At 53.5% G+C, this 25,620-nt stretch carries 23 protein-coding genes and 1 tRNA gene; 14 read left to right on the top strand and 10 right to left on the bottom strand.

Annotated features, from left to right (window positions below; all coding sequences use genetic code 11):
- Positions 1-11 precede the first annotated feature (11 nt).
- Both CAP48_RS10485 and cfa read left to right on the top strand, forming a co-directional pair.
- Positions 12-929 (top strand): LysR family transcriptional regulator, encoded by a 918-nt coding sequence (locus CAP48_RS10485; protein ID WP_100696225.1) that lies wholly within the window; start codon positions 12-14, stop codon positions 927-929.
- 189 nt (positions 930-1,118) lie between these two features.
- Positions 1,119-2,252: a cyclopropane fatty acyl phospholipid synthase gene (gene cfa, locus CAP48_RS10480; protein ID WP_100696223.1), complete on the top strand. Its 1,134-nt coding sequence runs from the start codon at positions 1,119-1,121 to the stop codon at positions 2,250-2,252.
- Positions 2,253-2,521: 269 nt separating this feature from the next.
- On the opposite strand, the gene recX is transcribed toward cfa, so the two are convergent.
- The gene (recX, locus tag CAP48_RS10475) at positions 2,522-3,061 is read right to left on the bottom strand and encodes a recombination regulator RecX (protein ID WP_161495233.1); all 540 of its coding nucleotides are present in this window, start codon (positions 3,059-3,061) and stop codon (positions 2,522-2,524) included.
- On the bottom strand, positions 3,054-4,133 hold the full coding sequence (recA, locus tag CAP48_RS10470; RefSeq protein WP_100696219.1) for a recombinase RecA: 1,080 nt from the start codon (positions 4,131-4,133) through the stop codon (positions 3,054-3,056). The genes recX and recA overlap by 8 nt, the downstream gene beginning before the upstream one ends.
- An 828-nt stretch (positions 4,134-4,961) precedes the next feature.
- Between recA and CAP48_RS10460 the strand changes: the two genes are divergently transcribed.
- Positions 4,962-5,867, top strand: a complete 906-nt coding sequence (locus tag CAP48_RS10460; RefSeq protein ID WP_100696215.1) for a recombination-associated protein RdgC — start codon at positions 4,962-4,964, stop codon at positions 5,865-5,867.
- Positions 5,868-6,036: 169 nt separating this feature from the next.
- On the opposite strand, the gene CAP48_RS10455 is transcribed toward CAP48_RS10460, so the two are convergent.
- On the bottom strand, positions 6,037-6,546 hold the full coding sequence (locus tag CAP48_RS10455) for a hypothetical protein (RefSeq protein WP_100696213.1): 510 nt from the start codon (positions 6,544-6,546) through the stop codon (positions 6,037-6,039).
- A 140-nt stretch (positions 6,547-6,686) separates the two neighbouring features.
- A complete protein-coding gene (uvrB, locus tag CAP48_RS10450) occupies positions 6,687-8,708 on the bottom strand; it encodes an excinuclease ABC subunit UvrB (RefSeq protein ID WP_100696211.1) in 2,022 nt (673 codons plus the stop codon).
- 102 nt (positions 8,709-8,810) lie between these two features.
- Here uvrB and CAP48_RS10445 point away from each other — a divergent pair, with 102 nt between their 5' ends.
- From CAP48_RS10445 to CAP48_RS10435, 3 genes are all read left to right on the top strand, one after another.
- A complete protein-coding gene (locus CAP48_RS10445) occupies positions 8,811-10,010 on the top strand; it encodes an amino acid aminotransferase (RefSeq protein ID WP_100696209.1) in 1,200 nt (399 codons plus the stop codon).
- Positions 10,011-10,149: 139 nt separating this feature from the next.
- Positions 10,150-10,827 carry a transcriptional repressor LexA gene (gene lexA / locus CAP48_RS10440; RefSeq protein WP_100696207.1) on the top strand — a complete coding sequence of 226 codons (678 nt, stop codon included), beginning with the start codon at positions 10,150-10,152 and terminating at the stop codon, positions 10,825-10,827.
- Positions 10,828-10,845: 18 nt separating this feature from the next.
- Positions 10,846-12,057: a benzoate/H(+) symporter BenE family transporter gene (locus tag CAP48_RS10435; protein WP_100696205.1), complete on the top strand. Its 1,212-nt coding sequence runs from the start codon at positions 10,846-10,848 to the stop codon at positions 12,055-12,057.
- Positions 12,058-12,155: 98 nt separating this feature from the next.
- On the opposite strand, the gene CAP48_RS10430 is transcribed toward CAP48_RS10435, so the two are convergent.
- Positions 12,156-12,749 carry a hypothetical protein gene (locus tag CAP48_RS10430; RefSeq protein WP_100696203.1) on the bottom strand — a complete coding sequence of 198 codons (594 nt, stop codon included), beginning with the start codon at positions 12,747-12,749 and terminating at the stop codon, positions 12,156-12,158.
- Positions 12,750-12,859: 110 nt separating this feature from the next.
- Between CAP48_RS10430 and CAP48_RS10425 the strand changes: the two genes are divergently transcribed.
- Positions 12,860-13,975 carry an AI-2E family transporter gene (locus CAP48_RS10425; RefSeq protein ID WP_100696201.1) on the top strand — a complete coding sequence of 372 codons (1,116 nt, stop codon included), beginning with the start codon at positions 12,860-12,862 and terminating at the stop codon, positions 13,973-13,975.
- A 123-nt stretch (positions 13,976-14,098) separates the two neighbouring features.
- Positions 14,099-14,317: a YdcH family protein gene (locus tag CAP48_RS10420; protein WP_100696199.1), complete on the top strand. Its 219-nt coding sequence runs from the start codon at positions 14,099-14,101 to the stop codon at positions 14,315-14,317.
- A gap of 631 nt (positions 14,318-14,948) precedes the next feature.
- Here CAP48_RS10420 and CAP48_RS10410 read toward each other — a convergent pair.
- Positions 14,949-15,404 (bottom strand): DIP1984 family protein, encoded by a 456-nt coding sequence (locus CAP48_RS10410; protein WP_100696195.1) that lies wholly within the window; start codon positions 15,402-15,404, stop codon positions 14,949-14,951.
- A gap of 866 nt (positions 15,405-16,270) precedes the next feature.
- A tRNA-Leu gene (locus tag CAP48_RS10405) sits at positions 16,271-16,355 on the bottom strand.
- Between the two features lie 400 nt (positions 16,356-16,755).
- Between CAP48_RS10405 and CAP48_RS10400 the strand changes: the two genes are divergently transcribed.
- Positions 16,756-17,676: a tripartite tricarboxylate transporter substrate binding protein gene (locus CAP48_RS10400; protein WP_242444382.1), complete on the top strand. Its 921-nt coding sequence runs from the start codon at positions 16,756-16,758 to the stop codon at positions 17,674-17,676.
- A 118-nt stretch (positions 17,677-17,794) separates the two neighbouring features.
- Here the strand turns inward: CAP48_RS10400 and CAP48_RS10395 are convergent, their stop codons facing one another.
- Complete coding sequence (locus tag CAP48_RS10395) at positions 17,795-18,424, bottom strand: LysE family transporter (protein ID WP_100696191.1); 630 nt, start codon at positions 18,422-18,424, stop codon at positions 17,795-17,797.
- A gap of 386 nt (positions 18,425-18,810) precedes the next feature.
- Between CAP48_RS10395 and CAP48_RS10390 the strand changes: the two genes are divergently transcribed.
- The 5 genes from CAP48_RS10390 (at position 18,811) to CAP48_RS10370 (ending at position 24,792) form a co-directional block, all read left to right on the top strand.
- On the top strand, positions 18,811-19,980 hold the full coding sequence (locus tag CAP48_RS10390) for an ABC transporter substrate-binding protein (protein WP_369806348.1): 1,170 nt from the start codon (positions 18,811-18,813) through the stop codon (positions 19,978-19,980).
- A 64-nt stretch (positions 19,981-20,044) separates the two neighbouring features.
- Positions 20,045-21,973: an ABC transporter permease gene (locus CAP48_RS10385; protein WP_100696189.1), complete on the top strand. Its 1,929-nt coding sequence runs from the start codon at positions 20,045-20,047 to the stop codon at positions 21,971-21,973.
- On the top strand, positions 21,970-22,794 hold the full coding sequence (locus CAP48_RS10380; protein WP_100696187.1) for an ABC transporter ATP-binding protein: 825 nt from the start codon (positions 21,970-21,972) through the stop codon (positions 22,792-22,794). The genes CAP48_RS10385 and CAP48_RS10380 overlap by 4 nt, the downstream gene beginning before the upstream one ends.
- Entirely contained in the window at positions 22,791-23,549 is a 759-nt protein-coding gene (locus tag CAP48_RS10375) for an ABC transporter ATP-binding protein (protein WP_100696185.1), read from the top strand. The genes CAP48_RS10380 and CAP48_RS10375 overlap by 4 nt, the downstream gene beginning before the upstream one ends.
- A gap of 478 nt (positions 23,550-24,027) precedes the next feature.
- Positions 24,028-24,792, top strand: a complete 765-nt coding sequence (locus tag CAP48_RS10370) for a helix-turn-helix domain-containing protein (RefSeq protein ID WP_100696183.1) — start codon at positions 24,028-24,030, stop codon at positions 24,790-24,792.
- Between the two features lie 322 nt (positions 24,793-25,114).
- On the opposite strand, the gene CAP48_RS10365 is transcribed toward CAP48_RS10370, so the two are convergent.
- Together CAP48_RS10365 and CAP48_RS10360 are read right to left on the bottom strand one after the other, a co-directional pair.
- Positions 25,115-25,369, bottom strand: a complete 255-nt coding sequence (locus tag CAP48_RS10365) for a hypothetical protein (protein ID WP_100696181.1) — start codon at positions 25,367-25,369, stop codon at positions 25,115-25,117.
- A 2-nt stretch (positions 25,370-25,371) separates the two neighbouring features.
- The gene (locus CAP48_RS10360) at positions 25,372-25,614 is read right to left on the bottom strand and encodes a FixH family protein (RefSeq protein ID WP_100696179.1); all 243 of its coding nucleotides are present in this window, start codon (positions 25,612-25,614) and stop codon (positions 25,372-25,374) included.
- Positions 25,615-25,620 lie beyond the last annotated feature (6 nt).

The raw sequence follows: 25,620 nt of genomic DNA, 5'->3' as shown, positions 1-25,620 counted from the left end.
CCAAAATTACCATGATTGAAATTAAACATCTTGAAACGCTGACCGCCATTCGTGAAGCCGGTAACCTGCAAGATGCCGCCGAACGCCTGTCCGTAACACAATCGGCCCTCTCGCATCAAATTCGCGAACTGGAAAGCAGGCTGGATCTGAATCTGCTTAATCGCCGTACCCGCCCTGCCCGCTTTACGACTGCAGCTTTACGCCTGCTGACTCTGGCCGACGAGGTCCTACCGCGTATACGCAGCGCGGAAAGGGAAATGCAAAAACTGGCCTCAGGCAGCACGGGCCGCTTATACCTGGCTATCGAGTGCCATTCGTGTTTTCAGTGGCTGATGCCCACGCTGGATGCGTTTCGGTTGCAGTGGCAGGACATCTCGCTTGACTTGTCCGCTGCATTCTCCTTTGCACCCATTCCTGCGCTGATGCGCGGAGACCTTGACCTGGTCATTACCTCAGACCCCATACCCGATGAGTCGGTGGAATACGTCCCGCTGTTCAAATATGAACTGGTGCTGGCAGTCGCGGCCGACAACCTGCTGGCCCGCAAGCGCTTTATCAAGCCGGCCGACCTGAGTAACCAGGTGCTGATTACTTATCCTGTGGAAGAAGAGCGACTGGACATCTTCACGGCGTTTCTGGATCCGGCCGGCGTGGAACCGGCTTCTATACGCAAATCGGAACTCACCCCCATGATCATCCAACTGGTCAATAGCAATCGCGGTGTAGCCGCACTACCGAACTGGGCGCTCACCGAATATCAGGCACAGGACTGGCTGAGGATTGTACATCTGGGCGAAGCCCCGGGAATCTGGCGCACGCTATATGCAGCCATTCGCACGGAAGATCGTCAGACACCCTATATTCAGGCATTTGTCGAACTAGCCAGGGAAACGTCGTTCCGACATTTGGCTGGAATTCGCATGGCATGAGCCGGTAGATTGCCTATAGTTGTTAAATGCATACGCTAATGGATTTGTGGGTTGCAAACCGGGCAGCCCTGGATATATATTTCCTTTAGGGAAAAAATATTGCTAATCGCAAGAACATCAATTTTTTCTATGTTGTAGCGTGTCGTAATTATTTCTGTGTGATTCTCGAAAAGACAGGAGCAGAGGGAAATGGCCGTGGGTAGTCAACATTCAGCATCCGTGGATCATCTGAGCAAACTTGCTGCAATGGCAGGGGTAACGATCAACGGAGATGCACCGTGGGACCTGCGTCTCACGGATAACCGAGCAGCAGACCGCATTCTGGCCCAGGCAAGCCTGGGCCTTGGTGAAAGTTACATGGACGGCCAGTGGGAGTGCGACCAGATCGACGAAATGATCACGCGCTTGCTAACACACCGTATCGACGACAAAGTCAAAACCGCTTCTACATTCTGGCATGTCATGCGCGCTCGATTTGTGAACAACCAGACAAGGTCCAAGGCCTGGGAAGTCGGTCAAAAGCACTATGATTTAGGCAACGAGTTTTTCCGAGACATGCTCGATTCCAGGATGACCTATACTTGCGGCTACTGGGATGCCGCCAGTACCCTGGACGAGGCACAGGAAGCCAAGCTGGATCTGGTGTGCCAGAAACTGGAACTTAAACCAGGAATGACCGTTCTGGATATTGGTTGCGGCTGGGGAAGCTTTATGCGCTTTGCCGCAGAGCGATACGGTGTTCAATGTACTGGAATAACTATTTCCAAGGAACAGGCCGAATATGGACAGAAAATGTGCGAAGGACTGCCGGTCAAGTTTGAGCTCCAGGACTACCGTGACCTGACCGGGCAATATGATCGCATTGTCAGCCTGGGCATGTTTGAACACGTAGGCCGCAAAAATTACCGCACCTATTTTGAAGCGGCGCGCAAGAATCTGAAGGATGACGGACTATTTTTGATGCATTCCATTGGCGGACGGATTCGTGACCACGATCCAGATCCATGGATACACAAGTATATTTTCCGGAATGGTGAAATCCCGGTCATTGGTCAGGTCGCCGATCATACAGAAGGCCTGTTCCTGATTGAAGACCTGCATAACTTCGGCGCTGATTACGATAAAACCCTGATGGCCTGGCACGCCAATTTTGAACGACACTGGGAAAAACATGCGCCACAATACTCTGAACGTTTCTATCGCATGTGGCGGTACTACTTATTGATTTGCGCAGGTTCCTTTCGGGCGCGGGACAACCAGCTATGGCAGTTTGTGCTCTCCCCCAACGGCGTTCCCGGTGGATATCGACGGCCCAAACTATAAAAAAAAGGGCCAGACCCGATTGGCGCGAAGCAAAATTGAAAGAGAGCAAGCAACCCCGGATGAATGCAGGCACTAACAGGCCGCTATATTCGGGGCTTCTTGAATAACTTACGCAAGTTGCTTGGTTAGGCCAGTTGACCGAGTCACTTGGCTGAGTCGCTCGCCCGGGTCACTTGCCCGAGTGAAGGATCCGAATAAATAGCCCGAAGAATTCCCCACAAATTGCCCACGTTAATCTCGGCGGGTCAATTGCCTGAGTTAACCGTCATTTAACCGTCATATGGGGAATTGTCGGATGCAAAACCGTCTGATGCAGAATCATCTGACGCAAAACCGTCTGATGCAGACCGAATGACCTTCCTGACGATATCGGGCGAAAACCCCCGGCCTAACAAAAAACGGGCTTGTTTGGCATATTCCTGGGGCGTGGTATATCCCTGCCCCTTGAATTTTTTTTCCCACACGGCTTTGGCACGCTCCTGTTCTGAGCCTTGCAGACTTTGAAGCGTGGCATTGACTTGTTCATCGCAAAGCTGATGTTGCCGCAATTTGGCGGCGATACGAGCCGTCCCCCATTTTTGCGCGGTGACGTTTGCGGTGGCCTGCAGAAAACGACTGTCCGACTGCCAGTTTTCCTTTTTCAGGCGAAACATGACTGCGTCAAGCTCATCGGAACTTTCCGCGTAGGGGGCAAGCTTTTTTCTAAGTTCGTATTCCGAATGCTCGCGCCTGGATAGATACGAAATGCCACGAGCAAGCAGACTGCGGCCTGGGCCACGCCTGCCCTGCTCTTGGGAAAAATCACTCATCGGCTTCCGTAGCCTGAGCAGCATCCTCAGGATCGGCCTTAAATTCCTGGGCGCGCGCAATAATGCCCATATTCTCACGTACCCGGTTTTCAATTTCCACAGCCATTTCCCTGTGTTCTTTCAGGTATTCACGGACATTGTCCTTACCCTGACCAATGCGGGTTCCGCTGTAGCTATACCAGGCACCCGCCTTATCTACGACACCTGCCTGCACACCCAGATCGATGATCTCGCCCTCGCGGGAGATACCTGCACCATACATGATGTCGAACTCCGCCTGCTTGAACGGTGGCGATACTTTGTTCTTGACCACCTTGACACGGGTTTCGTTACCGACCACTTCATCGCCTTTTTTGATGGAACCGATACGTCGGATATCCAGACGGACAGAAGCATAGAACTTGAGGGCGTTGCCGCCAGTCGTGGTTTCGGGACTACCGAACATGACGCCGATTTTCATGCGAATCTGGTTGATGAAAATGACCATGCAGTTAGTACGCTTGATGGAAGCCGTAAGTTTACGCAGGGCCTGGCTCATGAGCCGGGCCTGCAAGCCCGGCAGGCTGTCGCCCATGTCCCCTTCGATTTCCGCGCGCGGCACCAGAGCAGCAACCGAGTCAATAACAATCAGGTCGACGGATCCGGAGCGCACCAGCGCATCGGTAATTTCCAACGCCTGTTCGCCGGTATCCGGCTGGGAAATAAGCAGGTCTTCCAGACTAACCCCCAGCTTGGAGGCATATTGCACGTCCAGCGCGTGCTCGGCATCAATAAACGCGCAGGTGCCACCGATTTTCTGCATTTCGGCAATGACCTGCAGCGTTAACGTTGTTTTACCGGACGATTCCGGACCGTAGATCTCAACGACGCGACCGCGAGGCAGTCCGCCCACGCCCAGCGCGATGTCCAGCCCAAGTGAGCCGGTGGATACGACCTGGATATCGTGGGAGATTTCGTTATCGCCGTAGCGCATAACGGAGCCTTTGCCGAACTGCTTTTCAATTTGAGAGAGTGCTGCGGTGAGTGCCTTGGCGCGGTCGGCGCGGGCTGCTTTGGATTGCTTGTCGTCCATGGAGGGTCCTTGTGACTGAATAGAGAAACCTGATATCGCAATATATAGACAAACTGCTTTCGAAGAAAGACGTGAATACCGTAACTGCAATTTTACGCAGGCCTGGCCTGACGTAAAATCGCCCCGCTACCGGTCACATCAATAAACTGCGCCAGGCACACAACGCTCAGGGTTTGCGTTCCACCTGATGGTCGCAGGCGCTGGCACCAGGCAACAGCGAGCCGCTACAATGCAAAACACGGCGTTACAGCGATTTGTCCGGATATCGTATTCATAGTGGCCTATTCATAGTTATCCTATACATTGTGATAAACAAGTATTATCGCATTAAATTATACTGTATATTTAGCCAGTAAATTCACATTTTCTGCTTTTTTTATCCTGTTGTGTGTTCTTTACCAACACGATTCAGGACATTGTCAGAGCCCAGGCTCTATATTCCAATACTAATGGTGACGAATCGACAAGCTTCAATCCCCTTTTGATGTTTCGTCAGCATTGTCAGTGCTGCACCCCGAAAGTTTTTTGCAGCGCTGAAACCCGTATTGACCTGCCTCCGGGCAGGTTTTTTTTGGTTTTTACCAACGCGTTCACATATTGAATGACTGGCATAAAGACCCAGGCGGATGTATAGATTCCTTTTGCCCGCCCCGTGGCCCAAACGATCGGCCGGGCGCGACCAGCCTGGCCAGGTGCCCGCTGCCCGACCACGACCGGCTGCCGGCTTGCGACATGGCTCGAAGACGCAAAGTTTTACGGTAACCAGCAGCCTACCGGACCACTTGCCTTAACGATAGCCGGTACAATTAATGCTTTTGGCGTAAAAGTATGTGGTTTAAGAATCTGAGCGTTTACCGGCTGTCTGCCGACTGGAAACCCACGCAGGACGAGCTTGAAGACAAGCTGGCAAAAGCCGCTTTCGTTCCTGGCAACAAATCGGATATGAATAGCATGGGCTGGGTGCCTGCCCGGGAAAACGGTTTCCTTGCTCACGCCCTTGGCGGCCAGTACCTGCTGTCTCTGCGCACTGAAAAAAAACTGCTGCCCGCCACTGTTATTAACCAATTTACTCGTGCCCGCGCACAGGAAATTGAAGAGCAGCAAGGATACAAGCCTGGCCGCAAGCAAATGCGTGAAATCAAGGAGCAGGTTACCGATACGCTGCTGCCCAAGGCATTCAGTATATTTCGCGATACGCGGGTGTGGATTGATCCGGTGAACCATTGGCTGGTGATTGATGCCGCTTCTGCCACCAAGGCAGACGAAGTGATCGGCGCACTGGCCAAAGTCATAGACCCGTTGCCGCTTAAAAGCCTGTATACCGAACAATCGCCTTCTGCAGCCATGACTGAATGGTTGCTGGCCGACGAGGCGCCGGCGATGTTTTCAATCGATCAGGATACCGAGCTGCAGTCGTCATCCGAGAACAAGGCGACCATTCGTTACGTTCGCCAGAGTCCCGAAAAGGAAGACGTACAAAAGCATATCCAATCGGGCAAGCAATGCACGAAGCTGGCGCTTACCTGGTCGGACCGCATTTCATTTGTATTGAGCGACAACTTAATCATCAAACGTATCGCGCCACTGGATATCCTTAAAGAGAACCAGGACTTGTCCGCCATGGATGACGAAGAACGCTTCGATGCGGACATGACCCTGATGACGGCCGAGCTGGCGGGATTGCTGGGTGCACTGGTCGAGGCATTGGGTGGCGAGAAAGAGACTGCCAAGTAGTATTCGCAGCAAACAGACATAAGAAAAGGGGCAAGAGCCCCTGTTTTTGCATTTAGATGGCGACAATCGCGATATCAGCTTGCGCCGTCCACTGCCATCGTACTACCCTTTCCCCAAAGCGCCACTGCGCTGGTACGAGCGCGGTTACTACAGCGGCCGTTTGAACGGATCAATGCAGATTAATCGTAATGGTATAAGGAACGGGTGTTGCCTTATGGGCGATCGCGGCCTGTTCCTGGCGCGTTTCCATATCAGTCTTGAACAGAACCCTTAACTCGTACAGTCCTTCCGAGGGAATAATATATTCAACATCTCGCTGCAGCGAATAAGCTTCCTGGCCAAATAGCGCCAGATCGATGGACGCATCCCCTTTCAAATTGACTTTCAGTTTCTGGTCTTTGAACGCCCGAAACTGATAAGACGAATACCCGGCACCCAAAATATATCCGGTGTACATGATTGCATTCTCGTTCAATGGAAAGCGAACGCTCTGCGTCATATTGGTCAGCGAATTGATCAGCGCTTCGTTGTGTTTTTCTTCTGCAGCCTGCTTGGCGGGAACCGGCTGCTCAACGGTTTCCACGACCTGCTGCTCGATATATCCGACAATAATGACACTCAGCACCGTCACAATGGCAATGAGCGCAATGAATTGTTTACTGAAAGAGTTCACACGCATTTTTTGTCATATCGAACTTGTTGAAAAACGGACTGTATCATAACCTGATTTATAGACAGCTTAAGCCGTCAGACTCACCTGAATAAATTATTCAATACTTGTGTGAAATATGGGCACCGACATGCTTTCATTTGCCCGTACTAGCGCAGCAGGACCATTTCCTTAAGACGGGTTAGCTGATCCCTGGCAGCTGCAGCCTGCTCGAACTCCAAATTGCGAGCGTGATCCTGCATCTGTTTTTCCAGCCGACGGATCTCTTTGGCCAGCGCCTTTTCATCAACCAGCAATGACTCAAGGCGGATATCTTCTGCAGTCTGCGCTTCCGGCGCATCCTGAATTACCCCATCAATCATTTCGCGCACCGACTTGTGCACGCCTTGCGGGACAATGCCGTGTTCGGTATTGAATGCAATCTGCAAGTTTCTGCGTTTTTCCGTTTCTTCCATGGCGCGCCGCATGGAATCGGTAATGCGATCGGCGTACAGGATGGCTCTGCCGTTAAGGTTCCTTGCCGCACGGCCAATGGTCTGGATCAGGCTGCGCTCGGAACGCAAAAAGCCTTCTTTATCTGCGTCCAGAATGGCCACCAGCGACACCTCGGGAATATCCAATCCCTCTCGTAACAGGTTGATACCGACCAGAATATCGAAATGCCCCAGGCGCAGATCACGAATGATCTCGACCCGTTCTACCGTATCGATGTCCGAATGCAGGTAACGCACCTTCATGCCGCTTTCGGTCAGATAATCAGTCAGATCCTCTGCCATGCGCTTGGTCAGCGTAGTCACAAGCACCCGCTCGCCCACCGCAATACGCAATTTGGCCTCACCCAGCAGATCGTCCACCTGCGTGAGCGCAGGGCGCACCTCGACCATGGGATCGACCAGGCCTGTCGGACGCACCACTTGCCGCACCACGTTGTCGGAATGCTCGTTCTCATAATCAGAGGGCGTGGCCGATACAAAGACGCTCTGCCGCACGCGTTGCTCGAACTCTTCCATCTTCAGCGGCCGGTTATCCATTGCCGAAGGCAGGCGAAAACCAAACTGCACCAGAGTCTCCTTGCGCGAACGATCCCCGCGATACATGGCGCGTAACTGCCCCATCATCCAGTGACTCTCGTCAAAGAACATGAGCGCGTCCTGTGGCAGATAATCGATCAGCGTGGGCGGTGGATCGCCGGGCGCGGCGCCGGACAAATGGCGGGAGTAGTTTTCAATCCCCTTGCAAAAACCCAGCTCCTGCAGCATCTCGATGTCGAACCTTGTGCGCTGTTCGATCCGCTGCGCCTCGACCAACTGGTTATTGTCCACAAAGAATTTGGTGCGATCGCGCAGCTCTTCCTTGATAGTCTCAATCGCACGCAATACGGTGTCGCGCGGGGTCACATAATGCGAACTTGGGTAAACCGTAAACCTGGGAACGCGCTGGCGAATTTTGCCGGTCAGGGGATCAAACAGGTCGATGCTTTCGAGCTCGTCATCAAACAGACTCAGCCGTACCGCCAGCTCGGCGCTTTCGGCCGGGAAGATGTCGATGACCTCGCCGCGTACGCGGAAGGTGCCCCGGGTAAAGTCAATATCATTGCGTTCGTATTGCATGGAGACCAGACGCGCCAGGATTTCCTGGCGTGGTGTGCGATCGCCCGTGCGCAAAACCAGCACCATGGCATGATAATCGCCCGGGTTACCAATACCGTAAATGCAGGACACCGTGCCCACGATAATCGTGTCGCGCCGCTCCAGCAGACTCTTGGTTGCCGACAGACGCATCTGTTCGATGTGTTCGTTGATGGATGAATCCTTTTCAATGAACAGATCGCGCGTGGGCACATACGCTTCGGGCTGATAGTAGTCGTAGTAAGACACAAAATACTCAACCGCATTGCGCGGGAAAAACTCCCTGAACTCCGAATACAGCTGGGCCGCCAGGGTCTTGTTCGGGGCCAGCACCAGCGCTGGTCGCCCGAGACGGGCTATGACATTGGCCATGGTGAAGGTTTTGCCTGAGCCGGTAACGCCGAGCAGTGTCTGGTACATGAGGCCATCATCGACCCCCTGCGTCAGGGCTTCGATGGCGGCTGGCTGATCGCCGGCCGGCGGATACGGCTGATATAACTGAAAGGGGCTGTCGGCAAATTCGAGAAATCCGGCTTTGCTCATAGATTGTGCATCCAGGGTTAAATTGGCACTGATTTAGGCGTACAATCATTCATTATCCACTTTAATTGACCTTTCCTGCAACCTTACCTTCCTTAATAAACGATGACCACTCTTTTCAATGCCGTCGAGCTCGCCCCCCGTGATCCGATCCTGGGTCTGAACGAACAATACAACGCTGATACCCGCGATACCAAGGTAAACCTGGGTGTAGGGGTGTATTACGATGATAATGGCAAAATTCCTCTGCTCAAGGCAGTTCAGGAAGCCGAGAAACAGCGCGTTCAGGCGCATGCGGCCCGAGGCTACCTGCCCATTGAAGGCATCGGCAATTACAATAAAGGAGCGCAGGAGCTGCTATTTGGCAAAGACTCAGCCGTGCTGACCGAAGGACGCGCCCTCACCTTCCAGGCATTGGGCGGCACAGGCGCGCTGAAAATCGGCGCCGATTTTCTCAAGACGCTGCAACCGGATGCAACGGTTTATATCAGCGATCCAAGCTGGGAAAATCACCGCGCGCTGTTCGAGCGCGCCGGGTTCAACGTACAAACCTATAGCTATTACGATGCTGCCAGCCATGGCCTGGATTTTGACGGCTTTGCCGCAGCGGTCAAGGCCATGCCGGCCGGCTCCATCATTGTGCTGCATGCCTGCTGCCACAACCCTACCGGTGTCGATCCCACCACGGAACAATGGCAAAAGATCGCGGCACTGGTCAAAGAACGCAATCTGGTTCCGTTCCTGGACATCGCCTACCAGGGCTTTGGCGATGGCTTGCAGGAAGACGCCGCAGTAGTGCGCCTGTTCGCAGATCTTGGCATGTCCATGTTCATCAGTTCGTCGTTCTCCAAATCTTTTTCACTGTATGGCGAACGTGTTGGCGCCCTGACTGTTGTCACCACCAGCCCGGACGAGGCCACGCGGGTGCTCAGCCAGATCAAACGCGTTATCCGCACCAACTATTCGAATCCGCCCACGCACGGCGGCATGGTAGTAGCGCAGATTCTCAATACGCCCGAACTGTTCGACCTGTGGGAAACCGAATTGGCGCAAATGCGTGAACGTATCCGTGATATGCGTAAGCAGCTCACAGACAAGTTGAATGCCGCTGGCGTCAAGCAGGATTTCAGTTTTATTATGTCCCAGCGCGGTATGTTCTCGTATTCAGGTCTGACCAAAGAGCAGGTGGAACGCCTGCGCGTTGAGCACGGCATCTATGCTGTGAACAGTGGCCGCATATGCGTGGCCGCGCTCAATAACCGCAATATCGATAGCGTGGTCAAGGCAATCGCAAACGTACTGTAAGCCACAACGATAGAATCCGCGGCCCTCAGGCGATTTGTTACTGAAAACGCTTGCCAACCGCCGGTGAATACGTCAGAATACGGACTGTATATACATACAGTCCGTTTTTTATGATGTGTCACTTGCCATTCGGAGAATCATGAGCCTGAAACTTACCGCGCGTCAGCAGGAAATTCTGAATCTGATCAAGGCCGCCGTAGACCGTACCGGTTTTCCACCGACCCGCGCAGAAATTGCGGCGGCGTTGGGATTCAAGTCACCGAACGCAGCGGAAGATCATTTGCGCGCGCTGGCCCGCAAAGGTGCCATCACGCTTACCGCGGGCGCTTCGCGTGGCATCCGGTTGGTTGAAGACGCAGAATCTCCAGCGCCGGGGGCCGGTAGTTCACCTGCCAGCGCAGGCGTATCTCTGGCAGACAGCCTGCGGCAGCTCATACTGCCGGTGGTCGGTAAAGTGGCAGCCGGCAGTCCAATTCTTGCCACAGAACATATTCATCGCGAACTGTCCGTAGATCCTTCCCTGTTTGCGCAACAACCCGACTATCTGCTCACGGTCAAGGGACAAAGTATGCAGAACATCGGCATCATGGATGGCGACTTACTGGCGGTGAAACGCACGCCCGATGCGCGTAACGGCCAGGTTGTCGTTGCCCGTATCGATGACGAAGTCACGGTCAAACGCTTTAACCGCAGGGGCCGTGTTGTCGAATTGCTGCCGGAAAACGACGATTTCGCCCCCATTGTGGTTTCCGATGAAAATGATTTTGCCATCGAAGGGATTGCCGTCGGCCTCATCAGGCCGCATAATTTGCACTGATTCCTTTTCGGTGTGGTTATGAACGCCTGGCAACATTTCAAAAAAGACTTTTCCACTTCGGCGTTCGTAGCAGGCCTGATTACCGTCTTGGTCTCTCTGACCGGACCCGTGGCCATTATTATTTCGGCTGCAAAAGTCGGCGGCCTGAGCCAATCACAACTGACCAGCTGGATATGGGCCATGTCCATTACCAGCGGCGTCTGCGGCCTGTGGCTCAGTATCCGTTATCGCACGCCCATTGTCTGCGCCTTTTCCACCGGAGGCGCCGCGCTGCTTATCGATGCGCTGCCCCAGTACTCCTACAACGACATGATTGGCGCGTATATATTTGCGGCAGTGCTGGTTGTGCTGCTCGGCGTCAGCGGCCTGTTTTCTCGTGTGATGCAGCATGTGCCGCGCAGCATCGTCTCGGGCATGCTGGCTGGCATTCTTTTTGTCTTTGGTGCACACTTGTTTGTCGCTCTGCAAGAGGCGCCCAAACTGGTGTTGCCCATTATTCTGGCTTACCTGATTACCAAGCGCCTGATACCCCGATACGCCGTGCTGGCAGCCTTGCTGACCGGCATTGTGGTTTGCATCGTCCTGGGTCAACTCAATACACAGGTACTCAGCTTTAGCTTTGTCATTCCCGAATTTACCATGCCTGCGCTATCGGTATCCGCCCTTGTCGGTGTGGGTATTCCACTGGCGTTTGTGGCGCTCGCCTCGCAATACGCCCCTGGCGTGGCGGTTCTGCAAACTAGCGGCTATCACCATACGCCCATTTCCCCTCTCATTACCACGACCGGTATCTCTACGATCCTGTTTGCGCCTTTCGGCCTGCACGGCACTACGCTGGCGGCGATCACAGCAGCAATCTGCACCGGAGCGGAATGTCACCCGGACCATCAACGACGTTACGTGGCGGCCATCATTTGTGGCATATTCTATATATTTTTTGGCCTTTTTGCGACGGTAGTCACGACTTTGTTTGTCGCCATACCTGAAACCTTTGTCGCATCGCTGGCCGGGCTGGCGCTGCTAGGCGCGCTTTCTTCGGGACTGGCAGGCGCCATTGGCCAGGAGTCCGAAAGGGAAGCTGGCGTTATCACGTTTCTGATGACGGCCTCTGGCGTTTCGTTCTTCGGCGTCGGATCTGCATTCTGGGGGCTGATTGCCGGCGTGATCGCCTATGCGATCCTGGTTTGGCGGCGTAAAACACAAAACGGCTCGGCATCCGCCGCAACCTGAGGCCGCCCACCTGCGTGTGGCGCAAACCGCGACAAAGCCTCAGTATCTGCTACAAACGCGGGCCGCCCGCCCGTGTGTCGGGCTGCCAGGCCCCGGCATTACATCAACTGAGCCTGGCATTGGTTGTACTGAGCCGTGTAACGGGCAGCCCGTTCCCTGACGATCTCGGCCGTGCGCATAAGCCAGGCTTTGGATTGGTAGGTCTGCCTGCGATAGCCGCCCCAGCCCTCGTGGTAATTCAAGTATTGACCGTAAGCGTCCCATTTTGAAGTGCCGTTGAGTACTTGCGCCTTCGACATATACCAACCCATGAAATCCAGAGCGTCTTCAAAGTTATCACGACTGGCATTGTGGCCGTTTTCCCGCTCGTAATCGCCCCACACTTCGTCCTTGGCCTGGGCGTATCCATACGCAGAACTGACACGTCCCCATGGAATAAACCACAGCAAATAATTTTTAGGCGGTTTCGCATCATGTCGATACGAAGACTCCTGATACATCATCGCAAAAGGCACCGGTATTGGCACGCCCCACTTGGCCTGCATGTCCAGCGCTGCCGTGTGCCACTGTGGTTTTTCTCTGAATATCTCGCACAGATCTTCCGCATTTTTTGGCGGCGCCGTAGAGCATCCAGCCAGCGTCACAGCGGCGGCCACCATACCGAATGTCAATTTTGCTTTCAATTGCTGCATGGGTTAGTTACCTTAATCACCTATTTGCAAACATTGTAAAGAATAAGTCTTTGATTCAGAAAAAAATCATCTAGAATGGGCATCATCCTAATTTGTGGTTACGCACCATTATGGCTAATCTGAACCGCTCCAACATTTACTTCAACACGTTCATCATCATTCTGATCGCAGTCTCGCTCGCATTCCTTAGACTGCTCGTGCCCTTTTACGGCGCCATTTTCTGGGCCATTGTGCTGGCGGTGCTCTTTCGTCCGCTCCAAGTGTGGATATTGGAACGACTGCCCGGCAGAAATACGTCCGTGTCGATTATAACGCTCATCATTTGTCTGCTGATCGCCATTATTCCGCTGATTCTGATCTCCGTCTCACTCATTAATGAATCGATCATGCTGTACCAGCGTATCGAGTCAGGCCAGTTCAATATCGCTGAGTACATCAGGCAGGTATCCGACGCCCTGCCAGAGTCGGTTCGAGATTTTCTTGCACGATTTGAAATTTATAACCTGTCATCTCTTTATGCCAAAATTTCCTCGGGAATGATGCAAGCCAGCAAGTATCTGGCTACACGGGCGCTTGATATTGGCCAGAACTTCTTTGCATTCCTGATTGAATTCTGCATCATGCTGTATTTGCTGTTCTTCCTTCTCAAAGATGGTCCGGCACTGACGCATCGAATCAAAAACCTCATTCCATTGAACGATGATCACAAGCAGTTTCTGTTTCAAAAATTCAATACAGTGGTGCGCGCGACAGTCAAGGGCAATGTGGTTATTGCCGCCGTGCAAGGCGTACTTGGTGGTTTGATTTTCTGGATCCTGGGCATTCAGGGCGCCTTATTGTGGGGCGTGGTCATGGGCTTTCTGTCGCTCCTGCCTGCAGTTGGCGCTGCCCTTGTCTGGCTGCCCGTCGCCGTTTACTTTTTGATCACTGGCCATTTGTGGAGCGGCATCATCCTGGTTCTTTTCGGCTTCATGGTCATTGGCCTTTCAGACAATATTCTCCGCCCGCTACTGGTTGGTAAAGACACGAAAATGCCGGATTACCTGGTCCTAATCTCCACGCTCGGCGGCCTGTCGCTGTTTGGCCTGACCGGCTTTGTCATTGGCCCGCTCATCGCCGCCTTGTTTATCGCCATCTGGGATCTGTTTCCGGCGGCGATCAATTTAAATGACAAAAGCAAGACCGCGGCAGTGACGCACAGACGCCCCCCTCCACCGGCAGAATAAGCCAATCTATTTCGTAACATTCTGTTTTTATTGAATAAATTATGCCGCACCGGAAATTTGAGGTGCGGCATTCTTTGTCTGTATAATGAATTGTCCAAACCACAACAGACGGAGGTCGTCGGTATGTTCCCTGAATATCGTGATTTAATTTCCCGCCTCAAAGAAGAAGACGCCAACTTCTTGCGACTTTTCAAGAAACATAACGATCTGGATCAGGAATTACAGAACCTGGAAACGCAGGATTTCAGTCAAAAGCATACTGAAATAGAGAAGAAGAAAAAAGAAAAACTGCACCTGAAGGATCAGCTTTACAGCATATTGAAGGAAAAAGCGGCTACGTAAGCTTTGCTGCTACACAACGGGGTGCAACGCCCCGTTTTCTGTATAGCCTGCAGATGACTGATATTGGGGCGCCTGGATTTGCTAGCCGGACGCCCAGCGCATTTTTTATCGAACAATGACGGGCAGCGCGTTTATTGACGAGCTTGCAGCAAAACGCTGCCGGTCAATAGATGGCGACGAAACCGATCGTATGGATCGTATTTGATTTATCCGCAGCCTGCTCATTAGTGGGTTTGCGTGAAAACGCGACCGGCCACCGGATGGCAATAAAACAGATCGTATTGCGATTTGCCAGCCAATGATGGGCGACTAGCCCACTGGGCCACGGAGCATGCGTTGCCGATAAAGCCTGGGCTGGCATTTTGGAAGGTATTTGCTTTTTTTGGACGTGATTACTGACAAAACACCCAATGCACAGTTGATGCATTGAATCCCCTGACCCACCCTCACCGAATGGCGACCAACGCGTGGTTGTATGTGTGAAACGTGCTGCGTACTGGTGTAAGAATGCTGGGCATGCGTTGTAAATAGTCGGGCCTAAGCCCACGGTGCAGCCCCTTGCACCACTATGCTCCAGCTTACCCCGCTGGAAAGGGTTGCGTTCGCATCGCCGCCGGTTACCGGCGTTTTGTCAATCCTGCAGACTCACCTGCCAGTTCACCTCCTGAATGCGCGCATCCAGTTCGCGTATGGTTCTTGCCAGCAAATCGGCCTGCTTCTGCACCGCAGCGACATCGATAGTGCTTTTGAACCTCACCTCTGAGCGGGTGACAACCGAGCGTGAAATGGTGCCCGCTTCAGTCAAATCAGTATAGGTCGCATGCCGCTGCTTAAGGATATCCCGCTCGGCCAATGCCTCGGTCATGGTTTTTCCTGCCACCGTGGTTGCTGAGTTGGTCTGGTTGATACGACGAATCAACTGCACCAGTTCGGCCGAAAGCTCGTCGTATTGTGCCAGCAACAGTTTGGGGTCTTCAGCGGGCGACTCCCCTTCCTGCACAGTGGCGTTGCGCAACAGGCGCGCCTTGAGCTGCGCCAGGCGTGTCTGGCTATCTGCGCGTAATGCCAGGGCTTCGGCCAGTTTCATATTTCATGCTCCTTTGTACATCGGATGTAACTTAACTAATTCGTCCCGTTGCCTCGCAGCTGACAACCGTCGGGCGGCGCAAAATTCTAGCATAATCAATTTTCATTGGGAAGTGTCGTTCATCACGACCTTGAAATTTTATAACAAGGAAGCGACATGGGCGGACGGGTTGCCGGCTATCAGCCGATACCGGCTTAGTTGCTACATATCGTTGTAGCACGCTAATGAAACCAACCCTGATGCGATGTGTATATGAGCGACGCTCTCGGCCTCTGAAAGCGGTCCCAGCATTTCATCCCGGCCAGGAACAAAACGACTAACATTGTCGTCTGTACTCATATTGGTCACGATTTTTATTCTTAGAAAAACGAAACGGATTTTTGGTCATGAACAATATTCAGGTCCGGCAAGCCTGAAGACGCTGCTTGGGCTGCATACGCAGCTGGGGAAATTTTTCCAGAGGTGGCACACATGCTGGCCAGCACACTCATGGCGTGGCATGAGTCGATTGCGAAGTTGTGTTTTTTCCAAATCCAGCGACATCACCGAAGGCTTCCCTACTAAAATGGACATGCGTTCGCGTCGTAAGCATGAGTTTAGGAATTTTGGAAATGACCGCTTACGAGTATAGGCTCAATTCGGTTGGAAGGTGGGGTTTAGTCAAGTTTGGTCAATACCGATAGCCCGATTTTGGCGTAGCATCGGTGAATGCCATCCCCCGTTATGAGTAGAGCCGTCAATCAATCGATTAGGGAGTATGCTAGCACCCGAGTTGGCCTAGCGCCGACAATGATAATTGTCTGGAAATTACCGGAAATTATTGCCTGATATTTACGACCGTTTTAAATAACAATCACAAAAATCAGTGGTGCCCAAGGGGGGACTCGAACCCCCACACCCGAAGGCACATGGACCTGAACCATGCGCGTCTACCAATTCCGCCACCTGGGCAAAACAGAAAACTGCTGTTTACTGTTTAAGAGCTAAGACAAGGATTATATAGATTCCTTTCAGAAAAGACTAGTAGACAACGCCATTTTTTTCAAAAAATCAAAAGAAAACGATTGGCTGTTGTAAAAACACTTCAGACCAATAAGAATGGCGCCGAACAGACGAATACGGTGCGCCGATTCTTTCCCTGATTAGCCGGTATCACGTGTGCGTCCTTCCGGCAACAGCAACGGAAAGCGATGTCATCTGTCATATAATCGCTTCAGACACAGCAAGCCTGCTGACGGCGCTATGGCGCCACTTTCGTTATTCATCCTTTTCTTATTCCAACATGACAACGCCCTTTACCTCTTCCCGGTCCTTTCAACGATTTATTGCTTTTGCAATCGCAGCTGCAATCATGCCTTTTGCCACTGCGGGTGATTTTCCGGAAAAGACAATCCGTCTGTCGGTTGACTACCCGGCTGGCGGTCTCAGTGATGTGGTTGCGCGCAAACTGGCTGAAAAAGTAGCCGTGACGCTCAAGGTACCCGTCGTCGTGGAAAATCGTCCAGGCGCAGGCGGCACGATCAATATCGCCGAGGTCTCCCGTGCCAGGCCTGATGGCTACACACTGGCCTTTTCCGCGACCAGCCCGCTGACACTGACGCCGTACTTCTCCAAAGTCAGTTACACTCCCGAGAAAGCCGTGACACCAGTAATTGGCGTCATGTATTCTCCGGTTGTGCTTCTGGGTACGCAAGCGCTCAAGGCCAAGGACTTCAACGGCTTTATCGACGCCGCGAAACAGGCGCCGGGCAGCATGCGCTGGGCGACCTCCGGAATGGGCACTATTGGCCACATCATGTTCGGTCAAATTTCGCACGATGCGGGGCTGGACATGAACCTGATTCCCTATAAGGGCGGCAGCCAGCAGATGAACGATGCGCTGGGCGGCCAATTCGAAATTTTCTCGACCAATGTATCGGCAACCTTGATTGAAAACATCAAGGCAGGCAAGCTGCACGCGCTGGCTATTGGTGCGGACGAGCGCATTGAGGGCCTGTCTGACGTACCGACGTTCACGGAACTTGGCCAGCCCAAGGCGAACCTGAAATCCAACTTCGGCATTGTTGCCCCTGCGGGCACGCCCAACGAAGTGATCGAAATACTGAACAAGGCATTTGACGCCGCTTTGCACGACCCGCAGATCGCAGAAAGCCTAAGGCAATCAGGCAATATCCCAAGCGGAGGAAAAGCGGAACAGTTTCAGCGAGTGATTGAGCAAGAGTCTCGCAACAATCGGGCAATTATTGAGCAGGCAGGCCTGGCTGCGCAATAAGCTGGCAAATAGCCGTCTGTTTGCACATTGTGGTCGTCTGTTTATCATTTTGACCAGTCGACCCAGGCACTGAGCACAGACTTGAACCGATCTTCGAAGCGGTTGCGGTTTATTGAATTTATTTACCGGCCTGATGAACAAGAGACAGCAAACCGGCTGCCAATGTGAACAAGCCGGCAAATCCGCGATTGAGCGTTTTTTGCTGTTTTGCAGAATGCATCAAACGCAGAATTTTTGCCGCCAGCCAGGTATAGCCACTCATAACAATGACATCCACAACTGTCATTGTGAGACCCATCACAACGTATTGCTGCGCCAGCGGCGCACGCGGATCGATAAACTGGGGTAACACCGCGAGCAAAAACACCATCGCCTTGGGATTGCTCATATTGACCAGGAAGCCGCGCAATACCAATCGGTGTATAGGCACATCGGGCAGCCTGGCATCAAGTTGTATGACACGCACCGGCGCCCGCCATTGCTGCCATGCCAGATAGAGTAGGTAAAACACGCCGAACCATTTGATCAGTGCGAAGGCCCAGCTCGTGGTAGTCAGCAGTACGCCGACTCCCGCGGCCACAATGGCAATCTGGGTGGCCAGCGCCAATTGCAGCCCCAGGATATTCCAAAGACCAAGACGAAGCCCATGATTGAGACCCGTTGACATGGAAGCAATCGCGCCGGCTCCGGGCGAAATGCTGATGATCCAGCATGCCAGGAAAAACGCCGACCACAATTGCCACGACATAGTGAAAGTCCTTCAGGAAGAAAAAGGTAATGGTATTGCTGCGACATGGCGCACAACGACCGATCAGTCCGGCGACAGATTTTTGTACGAGATCACGGTACGAGATCACTGAAAAACCTGGGTCGATCAGACGGTGAATTATAGGCTAAATTCGCGGCATTTTTCATGCAAGACGTCACGGCTTCCGTTGGCGCACCCGCCCGGAGGCTGGTTCGGGCAAAAGCCAAAGCAGGCGTTCTTCAAAAAAACGTCGCCCCTGCCATATTATTGATCAAACTGACGGTAACTAAATTACACTTAGCAATACATCAAAAAACCAGGTGAAATCAGGAGAAATCATGCAAAAAGGGGTTCAGAGAAGGTTGCTGGCTGTCATTACAAGTGTAATGGCATGTCTGGCCATGACACCCGCGGCCCATGCGCAGTCGGATGAAATACGCATTGGAGAGATCAACAGCTACAAAATTTTCCCGGCCTTTCTTGAGCCATATAAAAACGGCATGGTGCTGGCTGCCGAGCAGGCCAATCAGGATGGTGGCATCAATGGGCGCAAGATAAGGATCATTACCCGTGATGATGCTGGCAACCAGGGCAACGCCATCAAGGAAGCACAGGCGCTTATCACCCGGGATAAAGTTCATGCCCTGACCGGCGGCTTTCTGTCCAATATCGGGCTGGCGCTGGCCGATTTTGCAGCACACAGAAAAGTGTTTTATCTGGCCAGCGAACCATTGACCGACAAGCTGGTCTGGGCTGACGGCAACGATTATACGTTTCGGTTGCGCGCGTCCACCTATATGCAGGTAGCAATGCTGGTGCCGGAAGCTGCCAAACTCAATAAAAAACGGTGGGCCCTGGTCTACCCAAATTATGAATACGGTCAGTCGGCAGTAGAAACGTTCAAAACGCTATTGAAGCAGGCGCAACCCGATGTTCAATTCGTGGCTGATCAGGCCACGCCGCTGAACAAGGTGGATGCCGGCAGTGTCATCCAGGCATTGGGTGAGGCCAAGCCAGACGCCATATTCAATGTGTTGTTCGGCCCCGATATCACCAAGTTTGCCCGCGCCGGCGCCACCCGTAAATTCTTTGAAGACATGCCGGTGGTAAGCCTGTTGACCGGAGAACCCGAATACCTCGATACGCTGGGGACAGACACGCCCGAAGGCTGGATTGTGACCGGCTATCCCTGGCAATTTATCGATACACCCGAACACAAAGCATTTCTTGATGCCTATCAGAAGCGCTTTAACGATTATCCGCGCCTGGGCTCCATTGTCGGGTATATGGCAATCAAATCACTGGCCGAAGGTTTTCGCAAGGCCGGCGCAACGGATACTGACGCCATACGCAAGGCATTTGCCGGCCTTGAGGTCATGTCACCCTTCGGCCCCATCTCCTATCGCAAGCAGGATCATCAATCGACCCTTGGCGCGTATGTTGGCAAACTGGGGATCAAGGACGGCAAAGGCATCATGACCGACATACGATATGTCGATGGCGCAACCGTTCAGCCCGATGACGCGCAGGTCGGAAAAATGCGCCCGCAAAAGTGAGCAGCATGAGAATGGTTCAAGCGGCAGGCATGGGTCAGGCACGATTGCGTAGACAGGACCGCGCATGGACTTGACCGCTCTTGCCGTACTGTTTCTTAACGGGATGGCCGGCACCTCATCGCTATTTATGGTGGCTTGCGGGCTGTCGCTGATTTTTGGTGTCAGTCGCATTGTCAATTTTGCGCATGGCTCGCTGTATATGCTCGGCCTATATTTTGCCTATAGCCTGACTACCCAGGTCCTGCCCGCCAACGCCGGCGGCTTCTGGCTTGCCCTACTCTTAGCAGCCGTGCTGATTGGCGTTCTAGGCGCCATTATTGAAGTTTTGATACTGAGGCGTGTCTACCAGGCACCCGAACTATTTCAGTTGCTTGCCACGTTCGCGCTGGTTCTGATTCTCAGTGATCTGGCGCTGTGGGTATGGGGCCCGGAAGACCTTCTGGGTCCGCAGGCGCCAGGATTATCGGGATCGGTCGCGATTTTCGGACGCCAGTTTCCTACCTATAATTTGTTGCTGATCATCATCGGTCCGCTAGTGTTGCTACTGCTATGGCTGTTACTCAATCGCACCCGCTGGGGCACGCTGATCCGCGCCGCAACGCAAGACAGACAGATGCTCGAAGCCCTTGGCGTTAACCAGAGCTGGCTGTTTACCGGCGTATTTGCACTGGGCGCTTTTCTGGCCGGCCTGGGCGGTGCGTTGCAACTTCCCACAGAGCCAGCCAGCCTCACCCTTGACCTGCTCACTATCGGCGACGCGTTTGCTGTCGTGGTGATCGGCGGCATGGGTTCCATTTCCGGCGCCTTTGTTGCCGCATTTATTATTGCTCAGGTCAAGGCCTTGTGCATTGGGCTGGGTACGGTGCCGATTTTCGGCGTCGATATTGCATTCCCGCAATTGACGCTTGTGGTGGAGTTTCTCATCATGGCTATTGTTCTTATTTTCAAGCCATGGGGCCTGTTTGGCGCCCGAACCGGCACGCCTAGAAACACCGGCGCACCGGAAGCGCCGTATGCTGCTGCCGGCCCGCGTCTCAAAATCACTGCCGTCTGTCTCGTTGCAGCGTTGATCTGTGTGCCGCTAGCCTCAGATACTTTTCCCTATCTACCTATCTTGATTCAGGACATGCTCATCGCGGTCCTGTTCGCGGCCAGCCTCCACTTCATCATGGGCGCCGGCGGGATGCATTCCTTCGGCCACGCCGCTTATTACGGCGTAGGCGCCTATGCTGCCGCATTGCTATTGCAGCGCTACGCGCTGCCCATGTCACTTGCGATTGTCCTGGCGCCCTTTGCCGCCGCAGTTGCCGCACTGATTTACGGCTGGTTCTGTGTGCGCCTGTCGGGTATTTATCTGGCCATGCTCACCCTGGCCTTTGCCCAGATCACCTGGTCCGTGGCATATCAATGGAATGACGTAACCGGCGGGTCCAACGGCCTGATTGGCATCTGGCCCTCGGCCTGGCTGGAAGACCCTGTACATTTTTATTACTTTGTGCTCGCTGTCGTGCTGCTGGGCATATTGGCGCTGCGCGCGCTACTGTTTTCGCCCCTGGGATATGCACTCAGGGCAAGTCGCGATTCTGCACAGCGCAGCGACGCGATCGGCATCAACAGCAAGCGCATCCAATGGATTGCGTTTGTGATAGCCGGCTTTTTCGCCGGCCTGGCTGGCGCCCTCTTTGTCTTTTCCAAAGGCAGTATCTCCCCCGAAGAACTGTACGTGAGCAAATCCATTGACGGGCTGGTCATGGTGCTGCTGGGCGGCATACAATCGATCACCGGACCACTAACCGGTGCTGCGTTCTACGTGGTATTGCATGACTACATCACTGGTGTCACCGAATACTGGAAGGGCCTATTCGGTCTAATCATCCTGGTACTGGTCTTGCTCTTTCCGCAAGGATTGGGTGGCCTCGGACGCCAGATCGGACAACGGTTTTCAGGAACGCGGCGTACGCGGCCTACGGCAATCGCAGGAAGGCAATCATGAACTTGCTTGAGGTGAACCATCTGAGTCGGCGCTACGGTGATTTTATCGCCGTGGACGACATCAGCTTCAGCCTGCAGGCTGGCGAGCTGCTGGCCCTGATCGGCCCAAATGGCGCCGGTAAATCTACGACGTTCAATATGATCGGCGGGCAGTTGCCTGTCACCAGCGGCAGCATTCTGCTGGACGGCGAGTCCATCGTCGATCTGCCGGCACGACGGATCTGGAAAAAAGGCGTTGGCCGCACGTTCCAGATTGCCGCGACGTTCAACTCATTTACCGTACTGCAAAATATTCAGAATGCCCTGCTCTCCTATCGACGTCGCACGTTTTGCATCTGGCAAGCGGCCGACAGGCTGTACCGGCAGGACGCTTGCGCCCTGCTGGAGCAGGTTGGCATGCTGGCTCAGGCTGATCGACCATGTTCGGAACTGGCTTATGGCGACATTAAACGCGTCGAGCTTGCCATGGCACTGGCCAGTGAGCCGCGTTTGCTGCTGATGGATGAGCCGACTGCCGGCATGGCGCCAGGCGAGCGACAAGCCTTAATGGCTCTGACACGCGATATCGCACAGGCCCGCAACACCGGGGTATTGTTTACGGAACACAGTATGGACGTTGTGTTCGGCTTTGCCGATCGAATACTTGTGCTCGCCCGCGGCCAGCTCATTGCCCAGGGCACGGCACAAGCGATCCGCGATGATCCCAAAGTACGGCAAGTCTATTTTGGCACCGGCCCCAGTTTGCAAGGTGATTCCGACAGTAACGCGCCACAGCCATTTTCCCCGGGCCAACGCGCTTGTACAGGAGCCACCCAATCATGACGCATACGCCGTCCGCGCCGGCCTCTGACCATGAGCAGGCGCTATTGCAGGTGCAGGGTCTGAATGCCTGGTACGGGGCCGCGCACATTCTGTTCGACATCGATCTGACCGTCAGGAAAGGAGAAGTTGTCGCGTTGATGGGCCGCAACGGCGCCGGCAAATCAACCACCATCGAAAGTATTATGGGATTAGTCAATCGCCGGGGCACGATTCGATTTATGGGCCAGGATATCTCAGTGCGCAAATCGTATCAGATCGCCCGGGCCGGGATCGGCTTCGTACCGGAAGAGCGACGCATTTTTGCCGATCTGACTGTCATGGAAAATTTGCTCACGGGCACTCAGCCGTCCCGCCTCTGGCCAGATGGGAAGCCTGTTGCGCACTGGACGATCGACTCGGTTTTTGACCTGTTTCCGAATCTGGCCACCATGCAGACCCGCCGCGGCGGACAGATGAGTGGCGGCGAGCAGCAAATGCTTGCCGTGGCGCGAACGCTGATGGGCAATCCCTACCTGCTGCTGCTGGATGAACCTTCCGAAGGCGTGGCTCCCATTGTGGTGGCGCAAATGATTAACATGGTGCACGCCCTGAAAAACCAGGGCGTCAGCATTTTGCTGTCAGAGCAGAACATGGATTTTGCCCGACAAGTGTGTGATCGCGTTTATATCCTGGAGAAAGGGCAGATCCAGTACGAAGGCAGCATGCAGGGGCTTGCCCAGGACCCGCAGGCAAGCGCCGACTATCTGGCGGTCTGAGTTCCATTGGTGATCGAATGCGCCGCTCTGCCATCGGGCTTTGCAGCAAAGAGCGATATCGCGACGTGAGACTGGAGACTGGAGCTTGGCTGCTTGCGGTTGACGATTTGCGACTGCCGATTTCCTGTTGGAGGCTAGCCCCTTGCGGCTGATCGCTGTTGCCTGAACACGGACGGCTGCCGCTATCCAACTGACGACTTCAAACTGGGGGCTGGCCGCTGGTGTCTGAACATTGCCTTCTGGCCGAAACCATGAAACGCCGGTGACTATGTTATAATGTGTAAGAAAGATATATGAATAAAAACGAGGGGTTACACAAGATACTCCCGCCTGCATCGCACATCGTGATGATGGCCTGCTGTTCAGGCGATACCATGTTGCTGCCGGCACCAATCCGGCTACGTTACTCGCTCATAAAATCTACAATTAACCACCGCTTCGGCACTTTTGACTGTTTTCAAGGCCACGGCCCCTTATCATGATAAAACATCAGCTTCTGAACAAGGATTCCGTCTACTGCAATACTTGTGTGCTAGGTCACATTTGTGTGCCCCAGGGTCTGAATGCACAGGACGCTGCAAGACTGAACGAGCTGGTCAAAGAAAGAATCCGCATTCCTAAAGGCACACTGTTTTTCAAGGCCGGAGACAAACTCACTGCGTTATACAGCATCCGTTCCGGATCCATGAAGCTGCAACTGGAAAACGAATCGGGCCATATGCAGATAACTGGTTTTGTCTTTGCCGGAGAAATCATCGGTCTTGATGCGCTTGCTGAAAATGTGCATGTCTCCAATGCCATTGCGATGGAGGATACTGAGGTCTGCGTAATGCGCATGAATGACCTGAATTACCTTTCCAAGGAAATTCCTGCGCTGGCCTATCGCGTGACACGCCTGATGAGTCAAGAAATCTCCCGGTCACACAGCGTGGTTTTGTCTCTGGGTGCCATGCGCTCAGAACAGCGCCTGGCCGCCTTTCTGATTAATTTATCGCAGCGCTTTGCCTGCCTCGGTTATTCCGGAACCGAATATTTATTAAGAATGAGCCGCGAGGAAATTGGTAATTATCTGGGTCTGACGCTTGAAACGGTCAGTCGCCTGCTATCGCGATTTGCCAAGGAAGGCCTGATTCGCATTCATCAGCGTGAAGTGCGAATCCTGGATTTTAACGGCCTGCAAACATTGATTCAAAACGAGAGCACACATCGCGCCGATCTGCCCAAAATCTCGGTCTGCACCTAGCTTCTCACTCACGAGCAACGCTAGATTGGCCTGCCCGTTTACACGGAGTCATCTTGGCGCACAACCGGATTACCAGCCGCCAGAGCATCTGCCCGCGAGTGGTCCCGTGACAGGACACTCACCCACGCGTAAGCGGATCGCAAACCAAATCAGGCGTGTGATCGACAGCTACGGATAATCCCCGTCAGTGCCGGCCTGATCAATGCCTGCTTCGCCAATGAATATTTGGACATTGCCTGTTTTGGGAATGCCTGTTTCGACAATGCTTGCTTCGCCAAAGCCTGCTGCGCGGCTCTCCAGTGATGTGCTTTATCCGGCCAGCTTATTCTTCCGGTTCGATTTGCCGGGTAAAAAGCGATAGCCGATTGCCACTGTTGGCAATAAAAAAGCTCAATGTGCTGGAGAATGCGGCTGTCAGCCAAAACAGGAAAAAACCAGCTGCGTACGCCAATTCGCTGGATACGCGAACATACCCAAACAGCGGAATATCGCGCGGGTCGACCAGCGCAAATACAACGCCGCTGGCGAATCCGGCCGCCAGAAAAGACGGCCAGAGTATCCACATGACAGTACGCATGATCAGTCTCGCCCGGCATTTGTAGCAGCAGCCGGCGCAGCAGATGTCTCCGGCATTGCGCCGTCGCGAACAACAATCAGTCCGTGCTTGCGTGCATCCAGACGCACGTCACGATCAGGATTATTCTGAAAGGCCAGCACAATCGTGACGACGCAGCCGATAATGGCGACAAAAGGCCCCGCCATCAATAACCACGGCCAGGGTTCCTTGTACCAGGGCCCGCTATCTTGTTCCTGCACTTGCATTGTTGC

It is taken from the genome of Advenella sp. S44, from assembly GCF_002810445.1.
Taxonomy (GTDB): Bacteria; Pseudomonadota; Gammaproteobacteria; order Burkholderiales; family Burkholderiaceae_B; genus Advenella.
This window is presented reverse-complemented; position numbering and strand designations above follow the sequence as displayed.

Bases quoted from the DNA above. Each gene is read 5' to 3' on its own strand.
- lexA (WP_100696207.1), top strand. From the start codon at position 10,150: ATGAGCCTGAAACTTACCGCGCGTCAGCAGGAAATTCTGAATCTGATC.
- CAP48_RS10455 (WP_100696213.1), bottom strand. From the start codon at position 6,546: ATGCGTGTGAACTCTTTCAGTAAACAATTCATTGCGCTCATTGCCATT.
- CAP48_RS10485 (WP_100696225.1), top strand. From the start codon at position 12: ATGATTGAAATTAAACATCTTGAAACGCTGACCGCCATTCGTGAAGCC.
- CAP48_RS10445 (WP_100696209.1), top strand. From the start codon at position 8,811: ATGACCACTCTTTTCAATGCCGTCGAGCTCGCCCCCCGTGATCCGATC.
- CAP48_RS10360 (WP_100696179.1), bottom strand. From the start codon at position 25,614: ATGCAAGTGCAGGAACAAGATAGCGGGCCCTGGTACAAGGAACCCTGG.
- uvrB (WP_100696211.1), bottom strand. From the start codon at position 8,708: ATGAGCAAAGCCGGATTTCTCGAATTTGCCGACAGCCCCTTTCAGTTA.
- CAP48_RS10380 (WP_100696187.1), top strand. From the start codon at position 21,970: ATGAACTTGCTTGAGGTGAACCATCTGAGTCGGCGCTACGGTGATTTT.
- CAP48_RS10365 (WP_100696181.1), bottom strand. From the start codon at position 25,369: ATGCGTACTGTCATGTGGATACTCTGGCCGTCTTTTCTGGCGGCCGGA.
- CAP48_RS10460 (WP_100696215.1), top strand. From the start codon at position 4,962: ATGTGGTTTAAGAATCTGAGCGTTTACCGGCTGTCTGCCGACTGGAAA.
- CAP48_RS10430 (WP_100696203.1), bottom strand. From the start codon at position 12,749: ATGCAGCAATTGAAAGCAAAATTGACATTCGGTATGGTGGCCGCCGCT.
- cfa (WP_100696223.1), top strand. From the start codon at position 1,119: ATGGCCGTGGGTAGTCAACATTCAGCATCCGTGGATCATCTGAGCAAA.
- CAP48_RS10435 (WP_100696205.1), top strand. From the start codon at position 10,846: ATGAACGCCTGGCAACATTTCAAAAAAGACTTTTCCACTTCGGCGTTC.
- CAP48_RS10400 (WP_242444382.1), top strand. From the start codon at position 16,756: ATGCCTTTTGCCACTGCGGGTGATTTTCCGGAAAAGACAATCCGTCTG.
- recA (WP_100696219.1), bottom strand. From the start codon at position 4,133: ATGGACGACAAGCAATCCAAAGCAGCCCGCGCCGACCGCGCCAAGGCA.
- CAP48_RS10420 (WP_100696199.1), top strand. From the start codon at position 14,099: ATGTTCCCTGAATATCGTGATTTAATTTCCCGCCTCAAAGAAGAAGAC.
- CAP48_RS10385 (WP_100696189.1), top strand. From the start codon at position 20,045: ATGGACTTGACCGCTCTTGCCGTACTGTTTCTTAACGGGATGGCCGGC.
- CAP48_RS10395 (WP_100696191.1), bottom strand. From the start codon at position 18,424: ATGTCGTGGCAATTGTGGTCGGCGTTTTTCCTGGCATGCTGGATCATC.
- CAP48_RS10410 (WP_100696195.1), bottom strand. From the start codon at position 15,404: ATGAAACTGGCCGAAGCCCTGGCATTACGCGCAGATAGCCAGACACGC.
- CAP48_RS10425 (WP_100696201.1), top strand. From the start codon at position 12,860: ATGGCTAATCTGAACCGCTCCAACATTTACTTCAACACGTTCATCATC.
- CAP48_RS10390 (WP_369806348.1), top strand. From the start codon at position 18,811: ATGGCATGTCTGGCCATGACACCCGCGGCCCATGCGCAGTCGGATGAA.
- CAP48_RS10375 (WP_100696185.1), top strand. From the start codon at position 22,791: ATGACGCATACGCCGTCCGCGCCGGCCTCTGACCATGAGCAGGCGCTA.
- CAP48_RS10370 (WP_100696183.1), top strand. From the start codon at position 24,028: ATGATAAAACATCAGCTTCTGAACAAGGATTCCGTCTACTGCAATACT.
- recX (WP_161495233.1), bottom strand. From the start codon at position 3,061: ATGAGTGATTTTTCCCAAGAGCAGGGCAGGCGTGGCCCAGGCCGCAGT.